Below are 12034 nucleotides of genomic sequence, written 5' to 3' on the forward strand. Positions count from 1 at the left end.
GGCGGCGCGAGGGGCGCGGCGGCGCGGCTCGGGCTCATGGCCCTGCCCGTCGCGTTCTTCGCCGTCTTCTTCGCCTGGCCTGTCGCCGCGATCGTCGCCCGCGGCCTCGACGTCGACGGCGGCTGGCGGTTCGGACGGCTGTGGGACGTGCTGACCGAGCCCGGCATCCGGCACGTCCTGTGGTTCACCACCTGGCAGGCGCTCGCCTCGACCGGCCTGACGCTGCTGCTCGCGCTGCCCGCCGCGTACGTCCTCGGCCGGTTCGCGTTCCCCGGCAGACAACTGCTGCGGGCGGTGGTGACCGTCCCGTTCGTGCTGCCCACGGTCGTGGCCGGCACCGCGTTCCTGGCCCTCCTCGGGCGCGGCGGGCTGCTGGACGAGCTGTGGGGCGTACGGCTGGACACCACCGTGTGGGCGATCCTGCTCGCACACGTCTTCTTCAACTACGCGGTGGTCGTCCGCACGGTCGGCGGGCTGTGGGCGCAGCTCGACCCCCGGCAGGAGGAGGCCGCGCGGATGCTCGGCGCGTCGCCCCTCCAGGCCTGGCGGCGGGTCACCCTGCCCGCGCTCGCGCCCGCCGTGGCCGCCGCCGCGCTGATGGTGTTCCTGTTCACCTTCACCTCCTTCGGCGTGGTGCAGATCCTCGGCGGGCCGCGGTTCTCCACCCTGGAGGTGGAGATCTACCGGCAGACCTCGGAAATCTTCGACCTGTCCACGGCCGCCGTGCTCACCCTGATCCAGTTCGCCGCGGTGGGCGCGATCCTCGCCGTGCACGCCTGGACCGTACGGCGGCGGGAGACCGCGCTGCGGCTGGTGGACCCGGCGGTGACCGCGCGCCGGCCGCGCGGGGCCGGGCAGTGGGCACTGCTGGCCGGGGTCCTCGGCACCGTCGCCGTACTGATCCTGCTGCCGCTCGCGGTGCTCGTGCAGCGGTCGCTCGACGCGCCCGGGTTCGCCTACTACGAGGCGCTGACCCGCGCCGACGGCGGCACCTTCCTCGTCCCGCCCATCGAGGCGATCGGCAACTCGCTGGAGTACGCCCTCGCGGCGACCGCCATCGCCGTCGTCGTCGGCGCCCTCGCCGCCGCGGCCCTCACCCGGCGGGACGCCGGACGGTTCGTCCGCGGGTTCGACGCGCTGCTGATGCTGCCGCTGGGCGTCTCCGCGGTGACCGTCGGCTTCGGCTTCCTGATCGCGCTGGACGAGCCGCCGCTGGACCTGCGGGCCTCCTGGATCCTGGTGCCGCTGGCCCAGGCGCTGGTCGGGGTGCCCTTCGTCGTACGGACCATGCTGCCGGTGCTCCGCGCGGTGGACGTACGGCTGCGGGAGGCGGCAGCGGTGCTCGGGGCGTCGCCGTGGCGGGTGTGGCGCGAGGTGGATCTGCCGATGGTGCGGCGGGCGCTGCTGGTGGCGGCCGGGTTCGCGTTCGCCGTGTCGCTGGGCGAGTTCGGGGCGACCGTGTTCATCGCGCGGCCCGACAACCCCACGCTCCCGGTGGCCGTGGCCCGGCTGCTGGGGCGGCCAGGCGACCTCAACTACGGGCAGGCGATGGCCCTGTCGACGATTCTGATGGTGGTGTGCGCGGTGGCGCTGCTGGTCCTGGAGCGGCTGCGGACCGACCGGACGGGGGAGTTCTAGATGCTGCTGGGTCTGCGAGGGGCCACCGTGCGGTTCGGCGGACGGCCCGTGCTGGACGGCGTCGATCTGGAGGTCGCCGAGCACGAGGTCGTGTGCGTGCTCGGGCCGAGCGGCAGCGGGAAGTCCACGCTGCTGCGGGCGGTGGCCGGGCTCCAGCCGCTGGACGCCGGACGGGTGCTGCTCGACGGCCGCGACCAGGCGGGCGTACCCGCGCACAAGCGGGGCGTCGGCCTGATGTTCCAGGACCACCAGCTGTTCCCGCAGCGCGATGTCGCGGGGAACGTGGCCTTCGGGCCGCGCATGCACGGCCTGCCCCGGCGGGAGCGGGACGCGCGGGTCGAGGAACTGCTGGAGCTGGTCGGGCTGCCCGGGGCCGGGCGGCGGGCCGTGGCCGCGCTCTCCGGCGGCGAGCAGCAGCGGGTCGCGCTGGCCCGTGCCCTCGCGCCCCGGCCGCGGCTGCTGATGCTGGACGAGCCGCTGGGCCAGCTCGACCGTTCACTGCGGGAGCGGCTGGTCGTCGAACTGCGCGAGCTGTTCGGCCGGTTGGGCACCACCGTGCTCGCCGTCACCCACGACCAGGGGGAGGCGTTCGCGCTCGCCGACCGGGTGGTCGTGATGCGGGACGGGCGGATCGCGCAGTCGGGGACGCCGCTCGACGTGTGGCAGCGGCCGGCGGACGCCTTCGTCGCCCGTTTCCTCGGCTTCGACAACGTGGTCGACGCGACCGTCGCCGGAGCGGCCGCCGCCACGCCCTGGGGCAAGCTGCCGGTCCCCGACGGCGCCGCGCAGGGGGCGCACTCGGTGCTGGTGCGGCCCGCCGGGGTCCGGCTGGTGGCGGCCGACGCCGGGCTGCGCTGCACGGTCGCGGCCCGCACCTTCCAGGGCACCCATGTCGCCGTGCACCTCCAGCCGGAGGACGCCCCGCGGCTGCAGGCCGCCTGCCCGCTGCGGTCGGCGCCCGAGGTGGGGGACGTGGTCGGTGTCGAGTTCGACGCGGCGGAAATCGTGGTGCTGGACCGATCGGACGGCTCGTAGGCTCGGCCCATGAGCCGACTCGACCATGAGCGTTACTGCGACGAAATAGCCCATCAGGTGCGCCAGTTGAGGGCGGTGGTGACCTCGGGCGCCGAGCTGTCCGCGACCGTGCCGACCTGCCCCGACTGGACCCTGGAACGGCTGGTGCGGCACACGGGCGGTGCCCTGCGCTGGGTGGAGCTGCTGGTGCGCACCCGCGCCGAGGCGGAGATCGAGCCGAGCCGGGTGCCGGGCGGTGCAGGACCGGAGGCCACCGGGGACCCGGCCGCGCTGGACGCCTGGCTGGCGGAGAGCGGGGAGGCGGTCGTCGCCGCGCTGCGCGAGGCCGGGCCGGACGCCAAGGTGTGGGCGTGGTCCGGGATCAACGACGCCGGGTTCTGGGCGCGCCGGATGACCCACGAGGTCACCGTGCACCGCGCCGACGCGACGCTCGCCGCCGGGCTGCCCTACGACGTGGCGCCCGAAGTGGCGGCCGACGCGGTCGACGAGTGGCTGGAGATCGTGCAGTTCGTGCAGCGGGCCCTGCCGGACCAGCCGGCGGGTGAACTGCGCGGCACCGGCCGCACCCTGCACCTGCACGCCACCGACGCCGACCTGGAGCCGGCGGCCGAGTGGCTGATCGAGCTGGCCGGGGACGGGGTGGTCTGGCGGCGCGGCCACGAGCGGGCGGACGTCACCCTGCGCGGCCCGCTCACCTCCGTGCTGCTCGCCTTCTACCGCCGTCTGCCGCTGGACAGCGCGGACCTGGAGGTGCTGGGGGAGCGCGAGCTGCTGGAGTTCTGGCTGGAGCGCGCGACGTTCGGCTGAGCCGGGGTCCCGGGACGCCGACGGCCCGCCCCCGGCCTGAGCGGGGACGGGCCACCGTGCCGACGGGCACCGCGCAGCGGGGGATCAGCTGTCGCTCTTCGCCCCGCGGCGGCGCATCCCGAGGAAGACCGCGCCACCGCCGACGACGACCAGGGCGGCCGCGATGCCGGCGATCAGACCGGTGCTGGAGCTCGCGCCGGTCTCGGCGAGGTTGGACTCCCCGGCCGCGGGCGACGGCGCGTTGCTCACGGTGTCCGCGGGCGCGCTGCTGCCGCCCTCGGGGGCGGACGGGGAGGGGGTGGCGCTGTCGGCCGGCTCCGACGGGGCCGGGGTGGCCGGCGGGGTGTCCGAGGGCGTCGTGGACGGGGTCGGGGCCGGGGTGGACGACTCGCCACCGGGCTTGCAGGGGGTCGAGGGGGTGGTCAGGTTCGGCTGGATGTCCTCGTCGACCTGGTCCCCGGCCTTGACGTGGATCCGGTAGGTGGCGTCGGGCTTCCAGTCCTCCTCGAAGGTGATCGTGACCCCTTCCCGGGAGCCGCGGACCTCCTGGGTGCCGACCAGGCGCTCGTCGGCGCCGTTGTTCTCGAGGTAGACCGAGACGGTCGCCGGGACGCCCGAGGGGTCCTTGTCGGTGACCGTGATGACGCCCTTGGTGCCCTCGCACACGGCGGCGGCGGAGAACTCACTGATGTCGCACGCGAAGGCGGTGCCCGCGACGCCGAGCGCGAGCGCGGCCGAGGCGGAGGCGACACCGAGCATGCGCACGGGACGTGCAACGTTACGGCGGATTATGGACACGTTTGTCCTTACGGGTTACACACATGGGGGGTTGACGGGGAGCCGGGACGGCACCGGTGTCCGGTGGGCGCCCCGGCACCCCAGGAGCCTCACAGGTTTATAAGCGCTCCATAAGAAGTGTCAACGTGGGCTCGGGGTACGGGTGTTGGTTTTGCCCGCTTATTAACCGCCGAGACGTTTCAACGCCTCCGGGGCCTCCTCGATCCGGTCGACCAGGGCGACCCGGGCCGCCATCGGACGCTCCCGCGCGAGCGCCCGCAGCAGCGGCCAGGCCGGCAGGTGCTCCGTCCAGTGCGCGGTGTCCACCAGGACCATCGGCGTCGGTTCGCCGCGCGACTCGTAGTAGTTCGGAGTCGCGTTGTCGAAGACCTCCTGCACCGTGCCGGCGGCGCCCGGCAGGAAGACCACCCCGGCGGTGCAGCGGGCCAGCAGGCCGTCCTCCCGGGTGGCGTTGGAGAAGTACTTGGCGATGTGCGCGGCGAAGGCGTTGGGCGGCTCGTGCCCGTAGAACCAGGTCGGGACGCCGACCGAGGGGCCGCCGCCCGGCCAGGCCGAGCGGACCTCGAAGGCGGCCCGCGCCCAGTCGGTCACCGACGGGACGAACGACGGCACCTTCGCCAGCACGGCGAGCGCCTCGGGGAGCACGGCGTCCTCGAAGGGCGCCGTGTACGCGCCGAGGTTGGCCGCCTCCATGGCGCCGGGGCCGCCGCCGGTCGCGACGGTGAAACCCGCGCGGGCCAGCGCGCGTCCGAGCCGCGCGGCGCCGGCGTACTCCTCCGTGCCGCGCGCCATCGCGTGGCCGCCCATCACGCCCACCACGCGGGCGCCGACGAGGAGTTCGTCCAGGGCGTCGGAGACGGCGTCGTCGTGCACCGCGCGCAGCATGGAGGCGAAGACGTCCCCGTCGGCCCTGGTCTGCTGGAACCAGGCGTAGGACAGGGCGTCCGGGGTCGCCTCGTACCCCTCGCCGAGCCCGTCGAACAGTTCGTCCGGGGTGTAGACGAACCCGCGGTACGGGTCGAAGGGGAGGCCCGGTATGGGCGGGAAGACCAGTGCGCCGGCGGCGGCCACGCGGGTGGCGGCCCGGGGGGTCATGGGACAGCCCAGGAAGACGGCGCCGGTCACGTCGGCGGAGAGGAGGGCGTCCGTACGGTCCGTCAGGTCGACAGCCTGGACGCGGAAGTGGGCGAGTGAGCGACGGGTGGAGACCACCTCGTCGAACTCGGCGAGGGACTCGATCTCCCGGTCGTGGGAGGCGTGGTGGCTCTGCTCTGGCTGGGCGGGTGTCGGATGCACCCGCCCATGCTAGGCAGCCGGATCCGCGCGGCGGCTCAGCCCTCGACGGCCGCCGGGTCCATCCACACGACCTCCCAGGTGTGCCCGTCGAGGTCGTCGAAGGAGCGGCCGTACATGAATCCCAGGTCCTGCGTCTCGCCGGCCGTCGTACCGCCCGCCGCGAGTGCCTTGTCCACCAGCTCGTCGACCTTCTCCCGGCCAGGCGCGCTCAGCGCGATCAGCACCTCGCTGGTCCGGGTGGCGTCGGCGATCTCCTTCTTGGTGAACTGCGCGTACTTCTCCTTGGTGAGCAGCATCGCGATGATCGTGTCGCTGATGACGACGCTCGCCGCGGTCTCGTCGCTGAACTGCGGGTTGATGGAGTAGCCCAGCTCGGTGAAGAACTTCTTCGAGGCCTCCAGGTCGGCGACGGGCAGGTTCACGAAGATCATCTGCTGGTACATGGGGGGTCTCTCCCTGGGTGGTGTTCTCCTGTGGTGCCGTTCGTGGGGGTAGACCCGGGCGCCCGCGCGAACTCATCGGTGTCCGCGGAGTTTTCCCGTACGGATTCTCAGCGGCCCAGCGGCTGGGCCGCCAGCGCGGCGACGAGCAGGGTCAGCGGGCCGAACAGCGCCAGCAGCGCGCCCGCGCGCAGGGCCGCCGCACCGCGCAGCACCGTGGCGGGGGCGCCGAGGCGGAGCAGGGCGGCGGTGGTGCCGGAGCGGGACTGCCGGCACTCCACGGCGGCGGTCAGCAGGGTCGCGACGGCGCAGCCCGCGACCACCAGCGCGCCCAGGGCGGTGAGGGGACCCAGGGCGGCCGGATCCCGGAGGCCGTCCAGGGCGTACGCCGCGGAGGCCACCGCGCAGACCACGCCGAGGGGCCGGCCGATCCGGTCCGCCTCCGCCATCAGGGCGCGGCCCGCCAGCAGACGGAGGGCACCGGGGCGGGCCGACTGGAGCAGCCGCCCGCACAGGTGGGTGAGTCCGGGGCCGGCCAGGGCGAGGCCCACGGCGGTCAGGGCCCAGCCGAGCAGGACGCCGGCCGGGCCGGTGGTGAGGCCGCCGGGCATGGTGAGGTCGCCGGGGGTGCCGGTGCGGCCGGCGTACGCCTCGACGGCCAGGCCGGCGGCGAGGGTGGCGACGCCCCAGGGCAGGGTGGTGGGGGCCGGCCGGGGGGCCGGGGGTGCGGTCCGGGCGGCCTCGTCCTGCGGGGGGCGCTCCGCGTCGGGCACCGCGCCGGGGGCGGGCACGCCGTCCGGTGGCTGCGGGGCGGCCGGCGCGGGCGCGGTGTGCCCGGGGCCCACCCGTGCCGCCCGCGGCCTGCCCGACCGGGCACCGAACCGGCCGTACGCGCCGAAGGTCTCGCGCGTCGCCGGCCCGCCGAACGCCCCGAAGCGGCCGAAGCGCCGGCGTGGACCGGGGGACGGGGTGCGGGGGTCGCGGGGGCGGAGGGTGAGGGCCACGGCGAGGGACGCGAGCACCGGGATCGCCGCCAGCAGGGTGAGGGCCGCGGGCAGCGGGAGGGGGCGGCCCGCGGCGAGGAAGTCGTCGGCCGCGCCGTCGAAGGGCAGTCCGGTGAGGTCGCCGCGCAGGTGGAGGAAGACGAGGAGGGCCAGCAGGGAGCCCAGCGTGGTCGCCAGGGCGGTGGTGGTCGCCGAGACGGCCATCAGTCGGGCCGGGCCGAGGCCGACGGCCGACAGGCCCGGGCGCGGCGCGGTCGCCGGGTCGGTGCGGGCGACCGCGACGGCGAGGTGGACGGTCGCCGCCAGGGGGGTCGCGCACCAGGCCAGGCGGAGCAGGAGGGAGCCGGCCGGTTCCCCGGGGTGGCCGAGGGCGTAGCCGAGGGCGGACAGCATGAGGAAGCCGGTGCCCGCCGAGGCCGCCGCGACCAGCAGGCGGCGCAGCTGGACGGCCGGGTGGGCGCTGCGGGTCAGGCGGAGAGCGAGCACGCCGCCCGGCCTTCCGTCTCGGGGGCCGGGGGCAGGTGGAGGGTGCGCACGCGGCGCCCGTCCAGCAGGGAGACGGTGCGGTCGGCGAGGGCCGCGGTCTCCGCGTCGTGGGTGGCGAGGACGACCGTGATGCCGTGCGAGCGGGCCGCCGTGGTCAGGGTGCGCAGGACGTGGCCGCGGTCCGCGCGGTGCAGGGGCGCGGTGGGCTCGTCGGCGAACAGGACCGTGGGGGCGGGGGCCAGCGCGCGGGCGATGCAGACGCGCTGCCGTTCCGACTGGGTGAGGTCGGCGGGGCGTCTGCGGGCCGTGCCGCCGACGTCCAGGCGCTCCAGCCACTCCTGTGCGGCGACCTTGGCCCGGCGGCGGGTGCTGCCGCGCAGCATCAGGGGGAGTGCGGCGTTCTCCCACACGCTCAGCTCCGGGACGAGCGCGGGGGCCGGGTCGATCCAGCCGAACCGGTCGCGGCGCAGCCGTTCCCGGCCGAGGGGGCCCATGGTGTGCACGGGGACGCTGTTGAACCAGACCTCGCCGCGCTGGGCGCGCACCAGCCCGGCCAGGCAGCCGAGCAGGGTGGACTTGCCGCTGCCGCGCGGGCCGCTGACGGCCAGGATCTCGCCCTCCCGGACGCCGAGCGAGACACCGCTCAGCGCGGGGGAGCCGTCCTGGTGCGTGAAGTGCAGGGACCGTGCCCAGAGCACGTCGTTGTCCGGCGGGGCCTCCATGGGCGTACACCTCGGTTCAGATCCGTAGTTCCCGTGCCTGCTCCCCCGTGCGGGGGAACGAAGGCGGGGCCGATCGGTCACTGGAACGCTAGGCAGCCCGGCGCGGGAGCCCGGACAGCACGCGGCCCCGGGCGCCCGTTTCTCACTCGAACGGGCGGCTCCGGGGCCGGGATGATCACAGCATCGGGTGATCGGGTCAGCCGGTCACAGCTTCGTCCACGCCTCCGTGAGGGTGGCGCGCAGGATCTGCTCGATCTCGTCGAACGTCCCCTGGTCGGAGATCAGCGGCGGGGCGAGCTGGACGACCGGGTCGCCGCGGTCGTCGGCACGGCAGTACAGGCCGTTGTCGAAGAGCGCCTTCGACAGGAAGCCGTACAGGACGCGCTCGGTCTCCTCCTCGTTGAAGGACTCCTTGGTGTTCTTGTCCTTCACCAGCTCGATGCCGTAGAAGAAGCCGTTGCCGCGGACGTCGCCGACGATCGGCAGGTCGTGCAGCTTCTGCAGCGTCTTCAGGAAGGCGCCCTCGTTGTCGAGGACGTGCTGGTTCAGGCCCTCCCGCTCGAACAGGTCGAGGTTGGCGAGGCCGACCGCGGCGGAGACCGGGTGGCCGCCGAAGGTGTAGCCGTGCAGGAAGGTGTTGTCGCCCTTGTAGAACGGCTCGGCGATGCGGTCGGAGACGATGCACGCGCCGATCGGGGAGTAGCCCGAGGTCATGCCCTTGGCGCAGGTGATCATGTCGGGGACGTAGCCGAACTTGTCGCAGGCGAAGGTGGTGCCCAGGCGGCCGAAGGCGCAGATGACCTCGTCCGAGACGAGCAGCACGTCGTACTGGTCGCAGATCTCGCGGACCCGCTGGAAGTACCCGGGCGGCGGCGGGAAGCAGCCGCCGGCGTTCTGCACCGGCTCCAGGAAGACCGCGGCGACGGTCTCCGGGCCCTCGAAGAGGATCTGCTGCTCGATCTGGTCGGCGGCCCAGCGGCCGAAGGCCTCGGGGTCGTCGCCGTGGATCGGGGCGCGGTAGATGTTGGTGTTCGGCACCTTGTGCGCGCCCGGGACGAGCGGCTCGAAGGGGGCCTTCAGGGCCGGCAGGCCGGTGATGGACAGGGCGCCCTGCGGCGTGCCGTGGTAGGCGACCGCGCGGGAGATGACCTTGTACTTGGTGGGCTTGCCCTGCAGCTTGAAGTACTGCTTGGCGAGCTTCCAGGCGGTCTCGACCGCCTCGCCGCCACCGGTGGTGAAGAAGACCTTGTTGAGGTCGCCCGGGGCCTTGTCGGCGAGGCGCTCGGCCAGCTCGACGGCCTTCGGGTGGGCGTAGGACCACACCGGGAAGAAGGCCAGTTCGCTCGCCTGCTTGGCGGCGACCTCGGCGAGTTCCGTGCGGCCGTGCCCGGCCTGGACCACGAACAGGCCCGCGAGACCGTCGAGGTAGCGCTTGCCCTTGTCGTCGTAGATGTAGGTGCCCTCACCGCGGACGATGGTCGGGACGGGGGCGTTCTCGTACGACGACATGCGGGTGAAGTGCATCCACAGGTGGTCGTACGCGCTTCGGCTGAGGTCCTTGGTGCTCACGGTTATCGGGTCCTCACGGGTTATCGGGTTCCCCACATGTAGGTCTGCTTCTTGAGCTTCAGGTAGACGAAGCTCTCGGTGGAGCGCACGCCGGGCAGGGACCGGATGCGCTTGTTGATGACGTCCAGCAGGTGGTCGTCGTCCTCGCAGACGATCTCCGCGAGGATGTCGAACGAGCCCGCGGTCATCACCACGTACTCCACTTCCGACATGTCAGTCAGCGCGTCGGCGATGGACTCGACATCGCCCTCGACGTTGATCCCGACCATCGCCTGCCGGCGGAAGCCCACGGTGAGCGGGTCCGTGACGGCGACGATCTGCATCACGCCCTGGTCGAGCAGCTTCTGGACGCGCTGGCGCACGGCGGCCTCGGACAGGCCGACGGCCTTGCCGATCGCGGCGTACGGCCGGCGGCCGTCCTCCTGCAACTGCTCGATGATGGCGAGGGAGACGGCATCCAGCTGGGGGGTGCCGTTCCTGGACTCGCGGGAGTCCCTCTGGTCTGCGCTTCGACTGGCCACGACCTCACTGTGCACGAGGACTCGACAGTTTCGCAAGGCGGGATCGATGAAATCCGTTGTTTACGCGATGCGACCTTGCGGATTTCGCAGATTCGGCACCTCGGGGGGTGTTGAAACGGTGAGGCGAACGACTAGGGTGGGCATCTCAAGGAATGGACATCGACAGGAGGGCCGGCAGTGACCACCGAACTGCGTCGCCTGCGCAACTACATCGACGGAGAGTTCCGGGACGCCGCCGACGGACGGACCACCGATGTGGTGAACCCCGCCACCGGCGAGGCGTACGCCACCGCACCGCTGTCCGGGCAGGCCGACGTCGACGCCGCCATGGCGGCCGCCGAGGCCGCGTTCCCGGCCTGGCGCGACACCACGCCCGCCGAGCGGCAGAAGGCCCTCCTGAAGATCGCGGACGCGTTCGAGGAGCGCGCCGAGGAACTCATCGCGGCCGAGGTGGAGAACACGGGCAAGCCCATCGGGCTGACCCGCACCGAGGAAATCCCGCCGATGGTGGACCAGATCCGCTTCTTCGCGGGCGCCGCGCGGATGCTGGAGGGCCGCTCCGCGGGCGAGTACATGGACGGGATGACCTCGATCGTCCGCCGCGAGCCGGTCGGCGTCTGCGCCCAGGTCGCGCCGTGGAACTACCCGATGATGATGGCCGTGTGGAAGTTCGCCCCGGCCATCGCCGCGGGCAACACCGTCGTGCTGAAGCCGTCGGACACCACCCCGGCCTCCACGGTGCTGATCGCCGAGATCATCGGCGGCATCCTGCCCAAGGGCGTCTTCAACGTCATCTGCGGCGACCGTGACACCGGCCGCCTGATGGTCGAGCACCCCGTCCCGGCGATGGCCTCCATCACCGGCTCGGTGCGCGCGGGCATGTCCGTCGCCGAGTCCGCCGCCAAGGACCTCAAGCGGGTCCACCTGGAGCTGGGCGGCAAGGCGCCGGTCGTCGTCTTCGAGGACACCGACATCGCCAAGGCCGTCGAGGACATCTCCGTCGCCGGCTTCTTCAACGCCGGCCAGGACTGTACGGCCGCCACCCGCGTCCTCGTCCAGGAGTCCATCCACGACGAGTTCGTCGCCGCCCTCGCCAAGGCCGCCTCCGAGACCAAGACCGGCCTGCCGGACGACGAGGACGTGCTCTTCGGCCCGCTGAACAACCCGAACCAGCTCAAGCAGGTCACCGGCTTCATCGAGCGGCTGCCCGCCCACGCCAAGGTCGAGGCGGGCGGCGAGCGGGTCGGCGACAAGGGCTACTTCTTCGCGCCGACCGTGGTGTCGGGACTGAAGCAGGACGACGAGATCGTCCAGAACGAGGTCTTCGGCCCGGTCATCACCGTCCAGTCCTTCACCGACGAGGACCAGGCGGTCGAGTACGCCAACGGAGTCGAGTACGCGCTCGCCTCCTCGGTGTGGACCAAGGACCACGGCCGCGCCATGCGGATGTCCAAGAAGCTCGACTTCGGCTGCGTGTGGATCAACACCCACATCCCGCTGGTCGCCGAGATGCCGCACGGCGGCTTCAAGAAGTCCGGCTACGGCAAGGACCTGTCGGGCTACGGCTTCGAGGACTACACCCGCATCAAGCACGTGATGACGTCGCTGGACGCGTGATCCCGGCGCGGCGGTGAACCCGTGAGCTCGTGGCCCCGGACGGAGGACGGACCGTCCGGGGCCACGTTTTTCGTGTACGGGGCCTGCGGGGCCCACGTTTT

Annotated in this window: 11 protein-coding genes; 4 read left to right on the forward strand and 7 right to left on the reverse strand. The window is 73.1% G+C overall.

Annotation, left to right across the window (positions count from 1 at the left end; all coding sequences use genetic code 11):
• Positions 1–36: 36 nt before the first annotated feature.
• From SGLAU_RS23980 to SGLAU_RS23990, 3 genes are read left to right on the forward strand one after another with little or no spacing between them, the layout of a single operon-like run.
• Positions 37–1638, forward strand: coding sequence for an ABC transporter permease (locus SGLAU_RS23980; protein WP_043504438.1), 1602 nt, complete (start codon positions 37–39; stop codon positions 1636–1638).
• Entirely contained in the window at positions 1639–2673 is a 1035-nt protein-coding gene (locus tag SGLAU_RS23985) for an ABC transporter ATP-binding protein (protein WP_043504439.1), read from the forward strand.
• 9 nt (positions 2674–2682) lie between these two features.
• The gene (locus SGLAU_RS23990) at positions 2683–3480 is read left to right on the forward strand and encodes a maleylpyruvate isomerase family mycothiol-dependent enzyme (RefSeq protein ID WP_043504440.1); all 798 of its coding nucleotides are present in this window, start codon (positions 2683–2685) and stop codon (positions 3478–3480) included.
• A gap of 84 nt (positions 3481–3564) precedes the next feature.
• On the opposite strand, the gene SGLAU_RS23995 is transcribed toward SGLAU_RS23990, so the two are convergent.
• The 7 genes from SGLAU_RS23995 to SGLAU_RS24025 all read right to left on the reverse strand — a co-directional run bounded on the left by SGLAU_RS23995 (position 3565) and on the right by SGLAU_RS24025 (position 10331).
• Positions 3565–4239 carry an LAETG motif-containing sortase-dependent surface protein gene (locus SGLAU_RS23995; protein WP_063838938.1) on the reverse strand — a complete coding sequence of 225 codons (675 nt, stop codon included), beginning with the start codon at positions 4237–4239 and terminating at the stop codon, positions 3565–3567.
• Between the two features lie 201 nt (positions 4240–4440).
• Entirely contained in the window at positions 4441–5574 is a 1134-nt protein-coding gene (locus SGLAU_RS24000) for an LOG family protein (protein WP_043504443.1), read from the reverse strand.
• A gap of 35 nt (positions 5575–5609) precedes the next feature.
• A complete protein-coding gene (locus tag SGLAU_RS24005; RefSeq protein ID WP_043504444.1) occupies positions 5610–6017 on the reverse strand; it encodes a VOC family protein in 408 nt (135 codons plus the stop codon).
• A 107-nt stretch (positions 6018–6124) separates the two neighbouring features.
• Entirely contained in the window at positions 6125–7504 is a 1380-nt protein-coding gene (locus tag SGLAU_RS24010; RefSeq protein WP_043504446.1) for a hypothetical protein, read from the reverse strand.
• Positions 7486–8226, reverse strand: a complete 741-nt coding sequence (locus SGLAU_RS24015) for an ABC transporter ATP-binding protein (protein WP_043504448.1) — start codon at positions 8224–8226, stop codon at positions 7486–7488. Before SGLAU_RS24015 ends, SGLAU_RS24010 begins: the two co-directional genes overlap by 19 nt.
• A gap of 204 nt (positions 8227–8430) precedes the next feature.
• The gene (locus SGLAU_RS24020; protein ID WP_043504449.1) at positions 8431–9795 is read right to left on the reverse strand and encodes an aspartate aminotransferase family protein; all 1365 of its coding nucleotides are present in this window, start codon (positions 9793–9795) and stop codon (positions 8431–8433) included.
• A gap of 20 nt (positions 9796–9815) precedes the next feature.
• On the reverse strand, positions 9816–10331 hold the full coding sequence (locus SGLAU_RS24025) for an Lrp/AsnC family transcriptional regulator (protein ID WP_043504450.1): 516 nt from the start codon (positions 10329–10331) through the stop codon (positions 9816–9818).
• 162 nt (positions 10332–10493) lie between these two features.
• On the opposite strand from SGLAU_RS24025, the gene SGLAU_RS24030 reads away from it, so the two are divergent.
• Entirely contained in the window at positions 10494–11933 is a 1440-nt protein-coding gene (locus SGLAU_RS24030) for a gamma-aminobutyraldehyde dehydrogenase (protein ID WP_043504451.1), read from the forward strand.
• Positions 11934–12034: the final 101 nt, after the last annotated feature.

Source organism: Streptomyces glaucescens (assembly GCF_000761215.1).
Taxonomy (GTDB): Bacteria; Actinomycetota; Actinomycetes; order Streptomycetales; family Streptomycetaceae; genus Streptomyces; species Streptomyces glaucescens_B.

Excerpts from the sequence above, each read along its gene's own strand:
- SGLAU_RS23980 (WP_043504438.1), top strand. The coding sequence starts at position 37 with ATGGCCCTGCCCGTCGCGTTCTTCGCCGTCTTCTTCGCCTGGCCTGTC.
- SGLAU_RS23985 (WP_043504439.1), top strand. The coding sequence starts at position 1,639 with ATGCTGCTGGGTCTGCGAGGGGCCACCGTGCGGTTCGGCGGACGGCCC.
- SGLAU_RS23990 (WP_043504440.1), top strand. The coding sequence starts at position 2,683 with ATGAGCCGACTCGACCATGAGCGTTACTGCGACGAAATAGCCCATCAG.
- SGLAU_RS23995 (WP_063838938.1), bottom strand. The coding sequence starts at position 4,239 with ATGCTCGGTGTCGCCTCCGCCTCGGCCGCGCTCGCGCTCGGCGTCGCG.
- SGLAU_RS24005 (WP_043504444.1), bottom strand. The coding sequence starts at position 6,017 with ATGTACCAGCAGATGATCTTCGTGAACCTGCCCGTCGCCGACCTGGAG.
- SGLAU_RS24015 (WP_043504448.1), bottom strand. The coding sequence starts at position 8,226 with ATGGAGGCCCCGCCGGACAACGACGTGCTCTGGGCACGGTCCCTGCAC.